This is a genomic window from Pseudomonas sp. GW821-FHT05D12 (assembly GCF_059419825.1).
The window spans coordinates 159309-175751 of record NZ_JBWKSN010000006.1 but is presented as its reverse complement, the minus strand read 5'-3'; the positions used below and the strand labels follow the sequence as shown (position 1 = coordinate 175751).

Below are 16443 nucleotides of genomic sequence, written 5' to 3'. Positions count from 1 at the left end.
TGAGATCTGTGGCGAGCGATTTTCTACCTGACAACCACGGTCAAAATGTGGGAGCTGGCTTGCCTGCGAAAGCGGTGGGCCCGTTGAAAACAGATCGACTGACACGCCGCCATCGCCAGTTCAAGCCGGCTCCAACTGGGCTCAGGGCTGGATCATTTGGCGCAGCACGGCACAGTCTGTGGCATGCCAATCTGCCAATTCCGGCCACGGGTTCTGCGGCAAGTTGACCAACACCGTGCGCGTGCCCGCTGCGCGGCCGCAGTCGAGGTCGAAGCGGTAATCGCCGACCATCACCATCTCGCTCGGTACCACATCCCAGGCCGCGGCCAGTTTCAGCAGGCCGCCTGGATCGGGCTTGGGCGGCGCATCATCGCGGCCCAGCACGTCGTCGACGGCAAAGCAGTCGGCCAGGCCAATCGCTTGCAGGGTGATATGCGCCAACTCCCGCGCATTGCGGGTAAGGATGCCGAGGCGATAACCGCGTCCCGCCAATTCCCGCACCAGCTCCACCGCACCCTCTGCTGCGACGGAACCCAGCGCCAGCTCGCGCTCATGCTCCAGCAACCAGGCATGCTTGGCCGCTGCCACGTCGGCAGGCAATGCAGCCAGGTGAGTGAGGATGTCGTCCTCGGGCGGAATCTCCAGGGCCACGCGAATGGCCGCAAAGTCATGCACGGCCACCGTGAGGGTGCCGTCCATGTCGAATACCCAATGCTTAACGTCCGTCAGGCTCATGCCCAATCCTTGCGATGGCGAATCAACCCTTCCTGGGTCACCGACGCCACCAATTGCCCGGCACGGTTGTACACGCTGCCGCGCGAGAACCCCCGTGAGTTGCCGGCCCATGGGCTGTCCATGGCGTAGAGCAACCAGTCATCGGCGCGCAGGTCGGCGTGGAACCACAGCGCGTGGTCAAGACTGGCGACTTGCATGTCTTTCTGCCACACGGTCTTGCCGTGAGGCAGCAGCGAAGTGGTCAACAGGCCGAAGTCCGAGGCGTAGGCCAGCAAGTATTTGTGCAGTGCCGGCGCGTCAGCCAGGGCACCGTCGGCGCGAAACCACACGTACTTGACCGGGTCGGACGGCTGCGGGTTGAACGGGTCTTTCTCGGTCACCGGGCGCACTTCGATCGGCTTGGGGCACAGCAGCTTGTCGCGCATGTGCTCGGGGATCAGGTGCGCACGCTGCTGGGTCAGTTCCAGCTCCGACGGCAGGTTTTCCGGACCGACCACCACGGGCATGGTGGTCTGGTGTTCGAAGCCTTGTTCGTCGTACTGGAACGAGGTGGTGCAGGTGAAGATCGGGTGGCCCTTCTGGATCGCGGTCACGCGGCGCGTGCTGAAACTGCCGCCGTCACGCACGCGGTCCACCGAATACACCACTGGCAATTTCGCATCGCCGGGGCGCAGGAAGTAGCCATGCAGTGAATGCACGTGCCGCGCTTCTTCGACCGTCTGGCTGGCGGCCGACAAGGACTGGCCGAGCACCTGGCCGCCGAACAGTTGGCGAAAACCCAGGTCCTGGCTGCGGCCGCGAAAGAGGTTTTCCTCGATCGGCTCCAGGGTCAGCAAGTCCACCAGATCTTCCAATACTTGGCTCATTCACACTCTCCTCAGAGCAATTCTTTTCTACTTGTAGGAGCCAGCTCCTACCCGTGCAGCGTGTCCAACCATTGGGCGCGGGTGATGCGGTACAAAACATGCGGGCGCAGCGGGTCATCGGCTGCGACCTTGGGGTGTTCGAAATCTGCCAGCGGATCGTAATGCATACCGATGGCCTGCATGACTTTTTGTGATGGCAGATTGGCCTCCGTGGTGAAGGCGACAATTTCATCCAGCTGCAAGCGGTCGAACCCACAGCGCAATGCCGTCCACGCCGCCTCGCTGGCATAGCCAAGCCCCCAGTGCTCGCGCGCCAGGCGCCAGCCGATTTCCACCGCCGGGGTGAAACCTGCCTCGAAGCTGACATTCTGCAGCCCGGTCAGGCCAATGAATTCGCCAGTGTCCTTGCGCTGCAAGGCCCACAGGCCAAAGCCGTATTCGGCGAAATGGCCACGAATCCGCCCGATCAGCGCAGCGCTTTCCAGGTGGCTCAATTTGGCCGGGAAATAGCGCATCACCTGCGAGTCGGCGCACATGCGTGCAAAGTCCGGCAGGTCGCTGTCACGCCATGGGCGCATCAGCAGGCGTGCACTTTCCAGTTCGAGTATCGGCTCCATGGGTCCCCTCCCTTGCCATGTGCGTGAGTGTACAGCGCTGTTAAGATCCTTCGCAGATTCCTGTCAGAAAATCCCATGCCTTTGCCATTGATCTACCACGATGACTACAGCCCCGAGTTCCCGGCGGACCACCGGTTCCCGATGGACAAGTTCCGTCTGTTGCGTGACCACCTGGTGGCCAGCGGCCTGACCGAGGACAGCCAACTGCTGCGCCCGCAGCTGTGTCCGGCAGATATTCTCGCCCTGGCTCATGAACCGGGTTATATCGCACGCTACATGAGTGGCGAGTTGTCCCGCGAAGACCAGCGGCGCCTCGGTCTGCCCTGGAGCGAAGCCCTGGCCCGACGCACCGTGCGCGCGGTGGGCGGCTCGATCCTCGCGGCCGAGCAGGCACTCGAACATGGCCTTGCCTGCCACTTGGCGGGCGGCACCCATCACGCCCATTACGATTACCCGGCGGGCTTCTGCATCTTCAACGACCTGGCGGTGATCAGCCATTACCTGCTGGCCAGCGGCCGGGTCAACCGCGTGCTGATCTTCGACTGCGACGTGCATCAGGGCGACGGCACCGCCCGCATCCTCCACGACACCCCGGATGCCATCACCGTGTCGCTGCACTGCGAAAAGAACTTCCCGGCGCGCAAGGCCCAGAGCGATTGGGACATCCCACTGCCAATGGGCATGGGCGATGCCGACTACCTCAAGGTGGTCGATGACGCCCTCAACTACCTGCTGCCGCTGTACCAACCCGACCTGGTGCTGTACGACGCCGGCGTCGATGTGCATAAGGACGACGCCCTCGGTTACCTCAAGCTGACAGACACCGGCGTCGCCGCCCGCGATGAAGCCGTGATGCGCCACTGCCTGGGCCGCGACATCCCGGTGATGGGCGTGATCGGCGGCGGCTACAGCAAGGACCGCCCTGCCCTGGCGCGTCGTCACGGCATCCTGCATCACAGCGCGCAACGGGTATGGACGTCATCAGGCTGTCATTGAAGCGTGAGCGTTACCCACAATGCCTGTGGAACGGCCTGTGGATAACTTGAGCGTAAGCGTCTGAAAGCTAACCCACGCATGGCGTGTAGGAAACTGTACGTTTTCTGATCAGACACGCCGGCTTCCTTGTGGTGAGCGGGCTTGCACCCGCGTTGGGTTGCGTAGCAGCCCCTTTTGAGGGCGTCGCGTTCTGTCAGTTAGAACGGGGGGCGAGGGTTTGGGGCTGCTTCGCAGCCCAACGCGGGGCAAGCCCGCTCACCACAGGAAGCACGGTCACTATGGAAAGCGTGCGCGCCGATCACAACGATCCTTCCCCCCCACAATTGCGCGCCATTGCTTACAATGGGCGCCCTTTTGTTTTCACCAGGCCTGCTGATGTCCGCTACTGCTCCCTCCCACGTTGCCATTATCGGCGGCGGCCCCGCCGGGCTGATGGCCGCCGAAGTTTTGAGCCAGGCAGGCGTGCGGGTCGACCTGTACGACGGCATGCCTTCCGTGGGGCGCAAGTTCCTGCTGGCGGGCGTGGGCGGCATGAACATCACCCATTCGGAGGCGTACCCGGCGTTCCTGTCGCGTTATGCCGAGCGCGCGCCGCAGATGGCGCCGTTACTGCGCGCGTTTGGCGCCGAGGCGTTGTGCGAGTGGATTCACGGCCTGGGCATCCAGACCTTTGTCGGCACCTCCGGGCGCGTGTTTCCTACCGACATGAAAGCCGCACCGCTGCTGCGTGCGTGGCTCAAGCGCCTGCGTGACCAGGGCGTGGTTATCCACACCCGCCATCGCTGGCTCGGCTGGAATGCCGAGGGCGACTTACTTATCCACAGCCCTGACGGCGAAAAAACTATCCACAGCGATGCCGTGCTACTGGCCCTGGGCGGCGGCAGTTGGTCGCGCCTGGGCTCCGATGGTGCATGGCTCAAGTTGCTGGAAGACCGTGGCGTGCCCTACGCCCCGCTGCAACCGAGCAACTGCGGCTTCGAGGTGTCGGCCTGGAGCGATTTGATGGTGAGCAAATTCGCCGGCGCGCCGCTGAAAAACGTCGCTATCGGCATGGCGGATGACAAGCCTCGACTGGGCGAGTGCGTGATCACCGCGACGGGAATCGAGGGCAGCCTGATCTACGCACTGTCGGCGCCGATTCGTGAAGCCATCAACCGTGACGGCGCGGCCACCGTGCATATCGATCTGCTGCCGAGCAAGCCGCTGGACAAGGTCCAGGCCGCCCTGGCCAAGCCACGTGGCTCGCGCTCGATGAGCAAGCATTTGCACAGTCAGTTGGGTTTGGATGGGGTCAAAGCGGCGCTGCTGCGAGAGCTGACCCCGGCCGAGCACTTTCATGATCCGGCGCAGTTGGCGGTTGATATCAAGGCGCTGCCACTGACCCTGGTGAAAACCCGGCCGATGGATGAGGCGATCAGCACCGCCGGTGGCGTGCCGTTCGAGGCGTTGGATGAGCGGTTGATGCTCAAGCAATTGCCGGGAGTGTTTTGCGCAGGGGAGATGCTCGACTGGGAAGCGCCAACCGGCGGGTATTTGCTGACGGGGTGTTTTGCCAGCGGACGAGCAGCCGGGCGCGGAATGTTGGAGTGGCTTGTGGCGAGCGGGCTTGCCCCGCGTTGGGCTGCGAAGCAACCCCAATAAACCCGCTGGGTTTTAACAGATAAACCGCGCTTGCAGGTTTTAGGGCCGCTTCGCAGCCCAACGCGGGGCAAGCCCGCTCACCACAAAGATCAGTTACTTCTTCTTGCGCGGCCCGGTATTAAAAACCGGGACTTTGCGCACCGGCTTGATCGACGGCTCCGCCGGCGCCACCTCACCACTGTCCACCCACTTGCCGAGGTTGCGCTTGCCGCCACCACCGGAAGTCTTGGGCTTCTTCGGTTTTTTCGGTTTCTTCACCACCTGCCCGCTGGCATCGGTGTCCGGCACGCGGTGTTCCGGTTCGAAATCCGGCTCCATCTTGCGGGTCAAGGTCTGACGGGTCAGCATCTCGATGGCCGACAGCATGTTCACTTCATCGGCGCACACCAGCGAAATCGCCTCGCCGGTGTTGCCCGCACGGCCGGTACGGCCAATGCGGTGGATGTAATCCTCGGCCACGATCGGCAGGTCGAAGTTGACCACCAGCGGCAGGTCTTCGATGTCCAGGCCACGGGCCGCCACGTCGGTGGCCACCAGTATCTGCACTTCGCTGGATTTGAAACGGTCCAGCGCGCGTTGGCGGGTCGCTTGGGGTTTATCACCATGGATGCCGTCGGCATTGATGCCCAGGCCTTGCAACTTATCCACCAGCGCATCCACGCCATTGCGGGTCTTGGCGAACACCAGCACCTGCTTCCAGCGGCCTTTGCGCATCAGGTGCACAAACAGCTCGGGCTTGCGCTTCTTGTCGACCGGCACCACCCATTGCTTCACGGTATTGGCGGCGACGTTGCGCGGGCTGACCTCGATGCTCAGCGGGTCGTTGAGCATCTGCCCGGCCAGCACGCGGATGTCATCGGAGAAGGTCGCCGAGAACAGCAGTGTCTGGCGCTTCTTCGGCAGCATGCGGTAGATGTTCGCCAGTTCTTCGGAGAAGCCCAGGTCGAGCATGCGATCGGCTTCATCCAGCACCAGAGTCTGCAGCTGGTTGAGTTTCAGCGCGTTCTGGCGGAATAGGTCGATCAGCCGGCCCGGCGTGGCGACCAGGATGTCGACGCCCTTGCGCAGCTTCATCATCTGCGGGTTGATGCTTACGCCGCCGTACACCGCGTAAGTGGTCAGCGGCAGGTGTTGGGCGTACTCGGCAACGCTGGCGTGAACCTGCTCGGCCAGTTCACGGGTCGGGCACAGGATCAGTGCGCGGGCCGAGTTGGCGGCGACTTTGGGCCCTTCCATAGTCAGCAATTGCAGGAGCGGCACGGCGAAACCGGCGGTCTTGCCGGTGCCGGTCTGGGCCGCAGCCATCAGGTCGCGACCGGCCAGCACCGCCGGAATGGCTTGCGCCTGCACCGGCGTCGGGGTCTGGTAGCCAAGCGTCTCAAGGGCGCGCAGCAAGGGTTCGATCAGGCCAAGTGTGGCGAAAGTCATGTGTTTACCGTAGGAAAAATTCAGCGCAAGGGCGTAATGCGCGGCAGTTTACCTTATTTCCGGCTTGGGCTTGCGCCACTGGGGCAGGCTGATCAACAGCACCGCGCTGATAATCACCAGCATCGCCAGGGCTTCTTCCAGGCCGATGGTCTCGCCGATGAACACGATCCCCAGCAACACCGCCACCGCCGGGTTGACGTAGGCATAGCTGGTCGCCGCCGCCGGACGCACATGCTTGAGCAGGTACATATAGGCGTTGAAGGCGATGATCGAGCCGAACACGGCCAGGTACGCCAGGGCCAGCCAGCCTTCCAGCGGCGGCATGGCTTGCAGGTGTTCACCGGTGAGCGCGCTGGCGATCAACAGCGTCACGCCGGCCACCAGCATTTCCGCCGCACTGGCCATTGCCCCCGGCGGCAACGGCAGACGCCGGCTCCACACCGAACCAAACGCCCACGACGCCGCTGCAAACAATAATAAAGCGGCGCCCATCGGGCTCGACTGCAATGTGCTACCCATGTTGAGCATGGCGATGCCGATCATCCCCAGGATTACGCCCGCCCATTCCAGGCGGGTATTACGCGCGCCCCAGAAATAACCGCACAGCAAGGTGAACAGCGGCACGGTCGCCACCGCCAGCGCCGCCACACCGGACGAGACGCCGGTGTGCTCGGCCACACTCACCGCGCCATTGCCGAAGGTCAGCAGCAAAATGCCGATCTTGGCAGCTGCTTTCCATTGCTCCCAGGTCGGCGCTGGCGCCCCGCGCCAACGCAAGAAGCCATACATCACCGCCCCCGCCACCAGGAAGCGAATCCCACCCAGCATCAGCGGCGGCCAGAATTCCACGCCGATGCGGATCACCAGGTAGGTGGAGCCCCAAATCACATACAACGCAAAAAAAGCGGCGATCAACGGTAAGGGAAAGCGACGTGGGCCTGGCATTGGGCAGCTCTATGGCAGAAATGAGAGAGGCTTATTCTAAAAAGGCAGGCGCCTAAACATAAGTTACAAAACCTGTTTAATCCGCCAGTACACTTTTCAAAACATGGTTATCAGGGCTATAACCCCTACTTTCGAAAGCCACGCGCTCCTGGAGCCTTATCATGGACAAATACGACCGCATGCTCCTCAGCGCCCTGCTCGAAGACGGCCGCGCTTCCTACGCGCAACTGGCGCGCACGGTAAACCTCTCCGCCCCCGCCGTCGCCGAACGCGTGGCCAAGCTGGAGGCCAGCGGCGTGATCACCGGGTATCAGGCCAAGGTGGACTTATCCAAAGTCGGCCTGCCGATTCAGTGCGTGATGGAACTGAGACTGACCAACCACGGCAGCCAGAAGGTCTACGACGCCCTGGCCGAAATCCCCGAACTGACCGAATGCCACCGGGTCACGGGCGATCCGTGCGTGATCATGCAGGCAGCGGTGGGCTCGATGCCGGAGTTGGAGAATTTGATCAACCGTGTGGCGAAGTTCGGGTTCAGCAAGACCTCGATCATCTTGTCGAGCGCGATAGAACGGCGGGTGCCGTTGGGGCAGTTGGAGGGCAAAAATGGTGGATAAGCCCAGCAAGGTCTTCAGCCTCAGTCACCCGATCTCCCCGCGTATTCCGCTGTGGCCGGGGGACCCGCCGGTGGCGTTTGAAGACGTCGCGTCACGGGACAAGGACGGCTATTTCCTTCGTCGGTTCAGCATGGGTGAACATAGCGCCACGCATATGAATGCGCCGAACAGTTTTTATGCTGGTGGAATGGGGATTGATGGTTATCGACCCGAAGACTTGGTGCGGCCCGCCGTAGTGATCGATGTGCACGGTAAAACCCAGAGCAATCCAGATTACGAAATCTGCCCACTGGATATTGAAGCGTGGGAACGTCAGCACGGGCTTATCGAACCTGGCTCGGTGGTGCTGATGTACACCGGCTGGCAACACCTCTGGAACGACCCGATAGCGTTTTTTGGGCAGGACGCGCAAGGCTCACACTTCCCTGGGATTGGTGAAGCGGCGATTCGGTTTTTGCTCGAACAGCGCCAGATTGCCGGGGTTGGCATTGATACCCACGGGGTTGATCCAGGGCAAAGCACCGCCTTCGCGACAAACCATGCCGTGTTGGCGGGAAACGGGATTGTGCTGGAGTGCCTGACCCACCTCGACCGGCTCCCGGCCAAGGGCGCCACGTTAGTGATAGGTGTACTAGGACTGGAAGGCGGTTCGGGATCACCAGCATCAGTGATGGCGTTTATTCCCTGACTTGCAGGTAGGCCCTACCGACGCCATCGCAGGCAAGCCAGCTCCCACACTAGACCTCATACAGTCCGGGCAACTCGGTCAACTGTGGGAGCTGGGCTTGCCCGCGATGACGTCAGTTGCTTCAACACAGCTGTGAGCGTTGAACAATCAAATCGACCACCTGCTCGATGGTGGTGATGTGATCCCAATCTTTCTGCGTCGCTTGCAAGTTGAATTGCCACTTGATCTGCATGACAAAGCAGGTCAAATCATCATCAATAATCTTGAAGTCATGGATGAAGTCCGTTTGCTCGGTGACCTGACTTCGGTCGATGAAACCGATGATATCGACGAATAGCTGAATCACCTTTTCGCTGATCTCGGCTCTAGTCGGGCTACCTACCATTTCTTGCCTCATAGGCGCACTTACCAATACTGATTAGATCAAAGACAGCCAACCCCGCAGCAACGAAAGGAATGCCCCGTCCAATAATGCCAAATACCCGGACGGTGCCAAACGTTGCTTTCGCCATTCTGGCCACCGTGGGTTGCCTGATCAATGTACGAGGGAAAAAGCGCATTCCAATGAGACTCGCCAGGTTCGTCGTTTTGCTAGAGCCAACATGAACCCAAGTGCCCACGGCAATTTTGTTTATAGGTATGCCGGCGGCGCCAGTCAGAACCGTTGCGGCCGTCAAGCCATAGTGTTGCTGGGTACATTTCCAGAGTTCGTCAAACGTGGTGCTCGGCACCGAGGAGTCCGCATGAAGGGGCTTGAGTAACTGGTAACTGGCGCCATGGGTCCAGCCTGGCGAATGAGGTAAAACCATGACTGCCGGGCAACTTGTCATCGTGTTTCCCAAATGAAACGCCATGCTTGAAGTTGAGCCGAAATCGATGCCGCTGCCTTGGAGCTCAAACTGGCTTCGCCTGATTGCTGTGTGAAGATCGCTTTCCTGCATGACGTAGTCCCTGTACGTAAATGACAGCCGGGATCTTAGGTCGCAGCGAAGGGGTATAGACGGGAGAAGGGAAAATCCAGAATGGTCCGACAGGACAGCAAGGCTAAGCCTACTGACTATTCAGAAAGCAGATAAGCGCCCCCAAAAAGAGCGGTTGTTTCAATGGCCAGCAAGACCACTCTCTTTCATTTGCGCGGCGGATTTGCCGCATTGCGCGGTGGGCTCTGCGCACTCGTCGGGCAAAACGATGGATGTGCAGCAGCGGGCGGTGATGCATTTGGTGGAGATGGCGAAGGGGGTGGTGGATCGGGCGCTGGAGTGTGTGCAGCCTCGATGAACACCGCCCCTCCCACATTTTGAACGGCGCTGTTCTATCAGAACCCGCGATGTTTCTTCAGATGCTCATTGATCTTCGCCGCCGGGACTTTCTGCAAGGTGCACAGCAGGTCGTGGGACAGTTCGCGCAATCCGTGGGTGCAGCGCAGTTCCTGGGCCAGGTGCGCCGTGAGGTTGGCGGCCATTTCCGCATCCGCCAGCGCCCGGTGAGCCTGGCCGGTGTGGGGCAGCTTGGCGAAGGCATTCAACGTGCCGAGTTTGTGGTTCGGCGCCGACGGCATCAGGCGGCGCGCCAGCAGCAGGGAGCAGGCGAATTTCTGCAGGCGGGTGCGGCGGATCAGGCCCAGTTCGTAATCCCAGAATTTCTGGTCGAACGCAGCGTTGTGCGCCATCAGCGGCGTGGTGCCGACGAATTCATTCACTTCGTTCATCACCCGCTCAGCCGGCGGCGCGCTGCGCAGCATGGCGTTGCTGATGCCGGTGAGCTGTTCGATAAAGCCGGGCACGCGCACGCCAGCGTTCATCAGGCTCTGGTAACGGTCCACGATCTGGCCACGTTCGAGGATGACCACGGCGATTTCCGTGGCCCGGCAGTGGCTGCTCGGGGTGATGCCGGTGGTTTCAAAGTCGATGACCGCTATACGTTCCAAACCTGTTCCAACTCCGTCTAACTATTTATTGCGCCGTAGCGCTTATTTGAGCAGCAACGCGCCTTCGATCGGCACGTAGCGGCTGGCAGCGCGTATCAACGAGTTGGCCGTCAGCCCCGGCACGCCATACGCCACGGCTTCGACGCCGTGCTTGTGGATGATGCGGTCGAGCAGCATGTCGAAGTCACCGTCGCCGGAGGCCAGCACGATTTCGTCGACGTGGTCGGCGGCGTCCATGATGTCGATGGTGATGCCCACGTCCCAGTCGCCCTTGGCCGAGCCGTCGCTGCGCTGGATATACGGCTTGAGTTTCACCGTGAAGCCCAGGTTGCGCAGGATCTGCTGGAACTGCTGCTGCTTGCTGTCGCCTCGGTCGATGGCATACGCATAGGCCTCGACGATCTGCCCGCGCGCGCTGATATCAGCCCACAGGGCGGCGTAGTTGAAGTGGCAACCATAGGCCTGGCGGACGGTGTAATAGAGGTTTTGTACATCGGCGAACACTGCAATTTTCTTCACCGCACTTCCTCATGACAGCCAGGCGCCAGCGCCCGGAAAGGGTGCCAGTATGCCAGTCGCGAGAACGTTTCCGGGAAAAATCAGACCGGGGCGACACAGCGCCCCGGTTGAGTGCAGGTCAGACGAAGGAATCGTCGTCGCCAAAGGAAGAAGAGTCGTCGGAATAGTCGCTGTCGGCAAAACTGTCCGCGTTGTTGCTGCCCCAGCTGTCGCTGTCATTGCCGGCAAAGCGCTGGTCGTCGTTGCCCCAGCCGCCCTGGTCGCTGGTCGGCTCCGGTTGCTCGATGATTTCTTCCACTACCTGCGGCTGCTGGTTGTGGTGGAACAGGCTGCTGATGCCCTCGGCCAGCATTACACCACCGGCCACGCCTGCAGCGGTTTTCAGTGCGCCGCCGAGGAAGCCGCTGCCGATCGGGGCCGCAGGCGCCTGTTGCGGTTGCTGGTAGTTCTGCTGGGGCGCGCCATAGTTCTGCTGCGGCGCAGGCTGGCCAAACGCAGGCCTGCCCGGTTCACGCCAGCCACCCGACGAAGCCGGGGCGCTCTGGCTTGGCTGCGGGTCGCGGGAACCGCCGCCAAAGATGCTCGACAGGAAGCCGCCGCCGCTTGCAGGGGCTGGCTGCGACGACTTGGCGCGCTCTAGCTCCTCCTGCAATTGCTGGATCTGCTGCGCCTGCTGCTTGTTCTGCGCGTCGAGGCTCTTGAGCGCGTGTTCCTGCACCAGGATCGACTGGGTCATGTAATACCCGGCGGCCGGTTGGCGAGTCATGTGCTCCTTGATCCGCGCTTCTGCTTGCGCATCGCGGGGGGCTGAGTCCGTTTCGGCTTGCTGCAACCGTGAAAACAGTCCATCGATCAGGGTTTGCTCTTCGCTGTTCATGGCGACCTCGTTAGATTGCCGGTAGAAATCGTGGTCCTGCCTGTGATCAGGCCAGGTGCACTCTAGTTATGGGGCTGTTACCAGTTGTTTCAATGGTCTTTACTCAAGGTTTACGTTTGCGTCCCTGCAACCCTGATCGGTTAAAGTGTCGCCCTTGTTTCCAGGCCTGCGATGAACCTGATGAATCCGTTAGACGTATTGCGCGACTCTTTCCGTTTTACCCGGAACAACCTGGGTGCCATCGTTCAGCTATGCCTGCCGTTGGTCATCCTGGAGGCCCTGCTGCAACAGGTGCTCGACCACACGCTGGGCCCGGATGCCTTCCCCGGCTACAGCGTGGTGGTGGGATTGCTGGTGTACCCGCTGTACACCGGCGCCTTGATCCTGTTTCTCGACGCCCGCACCCGGGGCGAGTCGCCGCGCACCAAGGATGTGTGGGCGATGGCGCTGACCCTGTGGCCGCGCTTCGCCCTGCTGACGGCCATGAGCACCTTGCTGATTCTGCTTGGCCTGTCGCTGTATTTCCTGCCGGGCCTGTGGTTGATGGTGGTGCTGGCGTTTGCCGAGTACCTGCTGGTACTGCGCAGCATGCCGGCGCTGGAGGCAATGAAGGAAAGCTTCCGCCTGACCCGTGGGCATTTCTGGCGGATCCTGGTGTGCCTGTTGTGCGTGATGACACCGCTGTGGCTGCTCAAGGGCGCCAGTGTGGCGGCCTATCCCGAGCCTGCGCCGTTGCTCGGCGTGCTGATCGACAGCGCGCACAGCTTCCTGCAGCTGTTTACCAGTGTGGTGCTGTTTCGTTTATTCATGCTGATCGGTGGCGATGCCGACGCGCGGTGATATGCTCCGTGCCACTCCCGAAACGCTATAAGCCGAGCCGATGACCCGTTTATTGCGCATAACCTTGCTGGGCCTGTTGATCATTGCAGGCCTGCTGACGGCCCTGATCTACAGCCTGACCTGGCGCCCCGAGCCCAAGGAAATCCTGCCCGTGAGCTGTGTTGCGCCGCGTGCGCCGACCCTGTTGCCAGGGCAGGCGCTCAAGGTCATGACCTGGAACGTGCAATACCTGGCCGGCAAGAACTACGTGTTCTGGTACGACACCACCGACGGCAGCGGCCCCGACGACCGCCCCACCGTGGAAGACATGGCCGCCAGCCTCGACGAAGTGGCGCGGGTGATCCGCGACGAACAACCCGACATCCTGCTGCTGCAGGAACTCGACGAAAACGCCAAGCCCTCCCACTACCAGGACCAACTGGCCCTGCTCCAGGAACGCCTGGTCGACCTCTACCCCTGCAGCGCCCAGACCTTCGACTGGAAAGCCGACTTCGTCCCCGACCGGCATATCTTCGGCAGCGTCGGCCGCAAGCTGGCGACCCTGAGCCGCTACCAGATCGAACACGCCGAACGCCTGCAATTGCCGGCGCCGGACGCCAACTTCATCAGCCGTCAGTTCCAGCCCAAGCCCGCCTTGCTGCTGACCTACTTGCCACTGAGTGATGGCGGCCAGCTGGCAGTGCTCAACACCCGCCTGGACGGCGACGCCCCGGGCCGCAGCGCGGTGCAGGCGCAGGTGCAAACCACGGTCAAGTTGCTGGATAAGTTCGAAGGTCGCGGCACGCCCTGGTTGATCGGCGGCGATTTCAACCTGCTGCCCCTGGGGCAATTCCTGCGCCTGGACGCGGGCAAACGCGGACGGTATTCGCCGGACAGCGAGTTGCACCTGCTGTGGGACAAGTACCCGATGATCCCGAGTAACAGCGAATCGAGCGGGATTGATCGTGAGAAATGGCTGACGCACTTTCCGAATGATCCCGGCATCGAAGGCCCGGATCGCACGCTCGATTACCTGTTCTACAGCCCACGGATCAAACGGGTGCAGGCCAAGGTGCGGCAGGAGGATACCTTGCGTATTTCCAACCATCTGCCGGTGATCGCACGATTCCTGCTGCCTGCCGCGCAATAACCAACACCTGTAGGAGCCCGGCTTGGCGGCGATACAGACGACGCGGTGTGTCGGCTGCACCGCAGTCGCAGGCAAGCCGGCTCCCACATTTGATCCCGGTGGTCGCTACTTTCTCGGCTTGATCCTGGCGGTCGCCTCCGCCACCAGCGGGTCATCCGGCCAATAGTGCTTGGGGTAACGGCCCTTCAGATCCTTCTTCACTTCGGCGTAGGTACTGCGCCAGAAGTTCGCCAGATCCTGGGTCACCTGCACCGGCCGCCGTGCCGGGGACAGCAGGTGCAGCTTCACCACTTGGCGCCCGCCAGCAATGCGCGGGGTGTCGGCCAGCCCGAACAATTCCTGCAGGCGCACCGCCAGAATCGGCGGCTGTTCGCTGTAGTCCAAACGCACTGACGAGCCCGACGGCACCTTCACATGTTGCGGCGCCAACTCGTCGAGCCGCTGAGGCAGCGGCCACGGCAACAGGTTATGCAGGAAGCTGGAAATATCCAGGTGGGCGAAATGGCTCAGGCGCGAGACTTTGCCCAGGTAGGGCATCAGCCAGTGTTCGAGGCTGGCGAGCAAGGCGGTGTCGCTGATATCCGGCCATTCGCTGGTTTTGCCGGCGTCCAGCTGGCGCAGCAGCATGACGCGGGACTGCCATTGGCGCAGTTCAGGCGTCCAGGGCAGCAACTCCAGGCCTTTGCGGCGTACCAGGTTGACCAGCGCCTGGCTGCGGGCGGACTCGTCCAGGCCGGTCAGCGGTTCACGGCTGAGCACCAGTTCGCCGACTTTGCGCTGGCGTTCGGCACGCAATACGCCTTCACGCTCGTCCCAATCCAGCTGGTCCACGGTGCGCACTTGCTCGGCCAGCACCGTGTCGAACAGTGCCGGATCAAAATCGGCCGCCAGGTAGATACGTTCTTCACGCTGGCCCTGGCGACTGCCCAGGTCGGCGATCACCAGCCAGGATTGTTTCATCAGGCTGTCGGCCTCGGCGAACAGCGCCGCTCGGCCGTTGGCCAGGCGATATTCGGCGCCACCGGGGCGACGTTGCTGGGCGACACGGTCCGGGTAGGCCAGTGCCAGAAGGGCACCGAGCCAGCGTGGGTGGTCGGGATCGGCCACCGGCTGGGTGGCCTTGCCTCTTAGATAGCCACGGTATTGCCGCGCCAGTTGCTTGGCCCGCTGCACGCCGCCTTGGGTGCCGCGCGCGCGTTCTTCACCGGACAGCAACGCCAGGCGACTGTGCAAATCCGCGCCAGCGCCGCGCAAAATATCGCGCTCCCCCAAGAGCGCGGCGACCTCACACGCGGTCGCCGCGAGGCCCAGATCCTGGCCGCGCAACAGCAGATGGGCGATACGCGGATGGGCCGGCAGCTCGGCCATTTTCTGGCCATGCGCGGTCAGCGTGTCGTCATTCAACGCCCCCAGGCGCTGCAGCAAATCCTGGGCCTGGGCATAGGCGGCGGTCGGCGGCACATCGAGCCACACCAGTTGCGTGGGCGTAACACCCCAACGCGCCAGTTGCAGCGCCAGGCCGGCGAGATCGGCGGCGAGGATTTCCGCACTGCCATACGCCGCCAGGCCTTCATGCTGGTCCTCGGACCACAAGCGATAACACACCCCCGGCTCCAGGCGCCCTGCCCGGCCGGCGCGCTGGGTGGCACTGGCGCGGGAGATGCGTTGGGTATCGAGGCGGGTCATGCCGCTGCCAGGGTCGAAACGCGGCACGCGCGCCAGCCCGGCGTCGATCACCACACGTACGCCATTGATGGTCAGGCTGGTCTCGGCGATGTTGGTGGCGAGTACCACTTTGCGTTTGCCGGCCGGGGCCGGGTCGATGGCGGCGCGCTGGGCGTTGAGGTCCAACTCGCCATGCAGCGGGCACAGCAGCACATCGCTGCGGTCGCCCAGGGCGTCGGCCAGTTGTTGATGGACCCGGCGAATCTCCGCCTGCCCCGGCAAAAACACCAACACACTGCCGGACTCGTCGTGCAGGGCCTCGAGGAGGGTGTTCACCACACGCGGCTCGATGAATTCACCCGGCTGGTACGGCCGGCCCCAGCGCGTCTGCACCGGGAACATACGTCCCTCGCTGCGCAGGATCGGCGCGTCGTTCAGCAGACCGGCCAGGCGCTCGCCTTCGAGGGTCGCGGACATCAGAAGGATTTTCAGCGGCTGCTCATCGCGAAACAGCTCGCGCCCGTTCAGGCTCAGGGCCAGCGCCAGGTCGGCGTCGAGGCTGCGTTCGTGGAATTCGTCGAAGATCAGCAAACCCACGCCGTCGAGTGCCGGGTCATCCTGCAGGCGACGGGTGAGGATGCCTTCGGTGACCACTTCAATCCGTGTATTGGGGCCGACTTTGCTGTCGAGGCGGATGCGATAGCCGACGGTGTCGCCGACCTTTTCGCCCAGCTCACTGGCCAGCCGTTCGGCGGCAGCACGCGCCGCCAGGCGCCTCGGCTCGAGCATCAGGATGGTCTGCCCGGCCAGCCAGGGCTCGTTCAACAAGGCCAAGGGCACACGGGTGGTTTTACCGGCGCCGGGCGGCGCTTCCAGCACGGCTTCATGGCGATTCGCCAAGGCGTCACGCAGGGCGGGTAAAACATCATCGATCGGCAACGAATTCATACTGG

General features: G+C 62.4%; 17 protein-coding genes and 1 pseudogene. 7 read left to right on the top strand and 11 right to left on the bottom strand.

Translation table 11 applies throughout. The annotated features are described in order from the left end of the window. Positions 1-141: 141 nt before the first annotated feature. Genes AC07SI_RS13385 through AC07SI_RS13375 form a run of 3 tightly spaced genes read right to left on the bottom strand, consistent with a single transcriptional unit; the run spans position 142 to position 2218 of the window. Positions 142-735 (bottom strand): HAD family hydrolase, encoded by a 594-nt coding sequence (locus AC07SI_RS13385; RefSeq protein WP_065910143.1) that lies wholly within the window; start codon positions 733-735, stop codon positions 142-144. Further along, positions 732-1601: an acyl-CoA thioesterase II gene (gene tesB / locus AC07SI_RS13380; RefSeq protein ID WP_065910141.1), complete on the bottom strand. Its 870-nt coding sequence runs from the start codon at positions 1599-1601 to the stop codon at positions 732-734. The genes AC07SI_RS13385 and tesB overlap by 4 nt, the downstream gene beginning before the upstream one ends. A gap of 47 nt (positions 1602-1648) precedes the next feature. Next, positions 1649-2218 (bottom strand): GNAT family N-acetyltransferase, encoded by a 570-nt coding sequence (locus AC07SI_RS13375; protein ID WP_120450052.1) that lies wholly within the window; start codon positions 2216-2218, stop codon positions 1649-1651. 75 nt (positions 2219-2293) lie between these two features. On the opposite strand from AC07SI_RS13375, the gene AC07SI_RS13370 reads away from it, so the two are divergent. Together AC07SI_RS13370 and AC07SI_RS13365 are read left to right on the top strand one after the other, a co-directional pair. Continuing rightward, entirely contained in the window at positions 2294-3214 is a 921-nt protein-coding gene (locus AC07SI_RS13370; protein ID WP_495005850.1) for a histone deacetylase family protein, read from the top strand. Between the two features lie 375 nt (positions 3215-3589). Beyond that, positions 3590-4855 carry a TIGR03862 family flavoprotein gene (locus AC07SI_RS13365; RefSeq protein WP_495005849.1) on the top strand — a complete coding sequence of 422 codons (1266 nt, stop codon included), beginning with the start codon at positions 3590-3592 and terminating at the stop codon, positions 4853-4855. A gap of 93 nt (positions 4856-4948) precedes the next feature. On the opposite strand, the gene rhlE1 is transcribed toward AC07SI_RS13365, so the two are convergent. Together rhlE1 and yedA are read right to left on the bottom strand one after the other, a co-directional pair. Further along, entirely contained in the window at positions 4949-6283 is a 1335-nt protein-coding gene (gene rhlE1, locus AC07SI_RS13360) for an RNA helicase RhlE1 (protein WP_065910135.1), read from the bottom strand. Positions 6284-6331: 48 nt separating this feature from the next. Next, entirely contained in the window at positions 6332-7228 is an 897-nt protein-coding gene (gene yedA, locus AC07SI_RS13355; protein WP_201145945.1) for a drug/metabolite exporter YedA, read from the bottom strand. Between the two features lie 161 nt (positions 7229-7389). On the opposite strand from yedA, the gene AC07SI_RS13350 reads away from it, so the two are divergent. Together AC07SI_RS13350 and AC07SI_RS13345 are read left to right on the top strand one after the other, a co-directional pair. Then, positions 7390-7845, top strand: a complete 456-nt coding sequence (locus AC07SI_RS13350) for an Lrp/AsnC family transcriptional regulator (RefSeq protein WP_065910132.1) — start codon at positions 7390-7392, stop codon at positions 7843-7845. Beyond that, positions 7835-8533: a cyclase family protein gene (locus tag AC07SI_RS13345; protein ID WP_065910130.1), complete on the top strand. Its 699-nt coding sequence runs from the start codon at positions 7835-7837 to the stop codon at positions 8531-8533. The genes AC07SI_RS13350 and AC07SI_RS13345 overlap by 11 nt, the downstream gene beginning before the upstream one ends. Positions 8534-8654: 121 nt before the next feature. On the opposite strand, the gene AC07SI_RS13340 is transcribed toward AC07SI_RS13345, so the two are convergent. After that, the gene (locus tag AC07SI_RS13340; protein WP_257236358.1) at positions 8655-8918 is read right to left on the bottom strand and encodes an acyl carrier protein; all 264 of its coding nucleotides are present in this window, start codon (positions 8916-8918) and stop codon (positions 8655-8657) included. Continuing rightward, positions 8908-9474, bottom strand: a complete 567-nt coding sequence (locus tag AC07SI_RS13335) for a hypothetical protein (protein WP_495005848.1) — start codon at positions 9472-9474, stop codon at positions 8908-8910. The genes AC07SI_RS13340 and AC07SI_RS13335 overlap by 11 nt, the downstream gene beginning before the upstream one ends. A gap of 193 nt (positions 9475-9667) precedes the next feature. Between AC07SI_RS13335 and AC07SI_RS13330 the strand changes: the two are divergent. After that, a pseudogene (locus AC07SI_RS13330) lies at positions 9668-9811 on the top strand (DUF3077 domain-containing protein); the annotation flags it as partial. A 37-nt stretch (positions 9812-9848) separates the two neighbouring features. On the opposite strand, the gene AC07SI_RS13325 reads toward AC07SI_RS13330, so the two are convergent. The 3 genes from AC07SI_RS13325 to AC07SI_RS13315 form a co-directional block, all read right to left on the bottom strand. Further along, entirely contained in the window at positions 9849-10460 is a 612-nt protein-coding gene (locus tag AC07SI_RS13325; RefSeq protein WP_495005847.1) for a 3'-5' exonuclease, read from the bottom strand. A gap of 42 nt (positions 10461-10502) precedes the next feature. Next, positions 10503-10979, bottom strand: a complete 477-nt coding sequence (locus AC07SI_RS13320; protein WP_034117765.1) for a LabA-like NYN domain-containing protein — start codon at positions 10977-10979, stop codon at positions 10503-10505. 118 nt (positions 10980-11097) lie between these two features. After that, positions 11098-11856, bottom strand: a complete 759-nt coding sequence (locus AC07SI_RS13315; RefSeq protein WP_495005846.1) for a DUF2076 domain-containing protein — start codon at positions 11854-11856, stop codon at positions 11098-11100. A 180-nt stretch (positions 11857-12036) separates the two neighbouring features. On the opposite strand from AC07SI_RS13315, the gene AC07SI_RS13310 reads away from it, so the two are divergent. Continuing rightward, positions 12037-12696 carry a YciC family protein gene (locus AC07SI_RS13310; RefSeq protein ID WP_065910342.1) on the top strand — a complete coding sequence of 220 codons (660 nt, stop codon included), beginning with the start codon at positions 12037-12039 and terminating at the stop codon, positions 12694-12696. A 40-nt stretch (positions 12697-12736) separates the two neighbouring features. Then, positions 12737-13825, top strand: a complete 1089-nt coding sequence (locus AC07SI_RS13305) for an endonuclease/exonuclease/phosphatase family protein (protein ID WP_213552418.1) — start codon at positions 12737-12739, stop codon at positions 13823-13825. 105 nt (positions 13826-13930) lie between these two features. On the opposite strand, the gene hrpB is transcribed toward AC07SI_RS13305, so the two are convergent. After that, positions 13931-16438, bottom strand: coding sequence for an ATP-dependent helicase HrpB (gene hrpB / locus AC07SI_RS13300; protein WP_495005845.1), 2508 nt, complete (start codon positions 16436-16438; stop codon positions 13931-13933). Positions 16439-16443: the final 5 nt, after the last annotated feature.

Coding starts and splice junctions, on each gene's coding strand:
- AC07SI_RS13385 (WP_065910143.1), bottom strand. CDS start 735: ATGAGCCTGACGGACGTTAAGCATTGGGTATTCGACATGGACGGCACC.
- tesB (WP_065910141.1), bottom strand. CDS start 1,601: ATGAGCCAAGTATTGGAAGATCTGGTGGACTTGCTGACCCTGGAGCCG.
- AC07SI_RS13375 (WP_120450052.1), bottom strand. CDS start 2,218: ATGGAGCCGATACTCGAACTGGAAAGTGCACGCCTGCTGATGCGCCCA.
- AC07SI_RS13370 (WP_495005850.1), top strand. CDS start 2,294: ATGCCTTTGCCATTGATCTACCACGATGACTACAGCCCCGAGTTCCCG.
- AC07SI_RS13365 (WP_495005849.1), top strand. CDS start 3,590: ATGTCCGCTACTGCTCCCTCCCACGTTGCCATTATCGGCGGCGGCCCC.
- rhlE1 (WP_065910135.1), bottom strand. CDS start 6,283: ATGACTTTCGCCACACTTGGCCTGATCGAACCCTTGCTGCGCGCCCTT.
- yedA (WP_201145945.1), bottom strand. CDS start 7,228: ATGCCAGGCCCACGTCGCTTTCCCTTACCGTTGATCGCCGCTTTTTTT.
- AC07SI_RS13350 (WP_065910132.1), top strand. CDS start 7,390: ATGGACAAATACGACCGCATGCTCCTCAGCGCCCTGCTCGAAGACGGC.
- AC07SI_RS13345 (WP_065910130.1), top strand. CDS start 7,835: ATGGTGGATAAGCCCAGCAAGGTCTTCAGCCTCAGTCACCCGATCTCC.
- AC07SI_RS13340 (WP_257236358.1), bottom strand. CDS start 8,918: ATGGTAGGTAGCCCGACTAGAGCCGAGATCAGCGAAAAGGTGATTCAG.
- AC07SI_RS13335 (WP_495005848.1), bottom strand. CDS start 9,474: ATGCAGGAAAGCGATCTTCACACAGCAATCAGGCGAAGCCAGTTTGAG.
- AC07SI_RS13315 (WP_495005846.1), bottom strand. CDS start 11,856: ATGAACAGCGAAGAGCAAACCCTGATCGATGGACTGTTTTCACGGTTG.
- AC07SI_RS13310 (WP_065910342.1), top strand. CDS start 12,037: ATGAATCCGTTAGACGTATTGCGCGACTCTTTCCGTTTTACCCGGAAC.
- AC07SI_RS13305 (WP_213552418.1), top strand. CDS start 12,737: ATGACCCGTTTATTGCGCATAACCTTGCTGGGCCTGTTGATCATTGCA.
- hrpB (WP_495005845.1), bottom strand. CDS start 16,438: ATGAATTCGTTGCCGATCGATGATGTTTTACCCGCCCTGCGTGACGCC.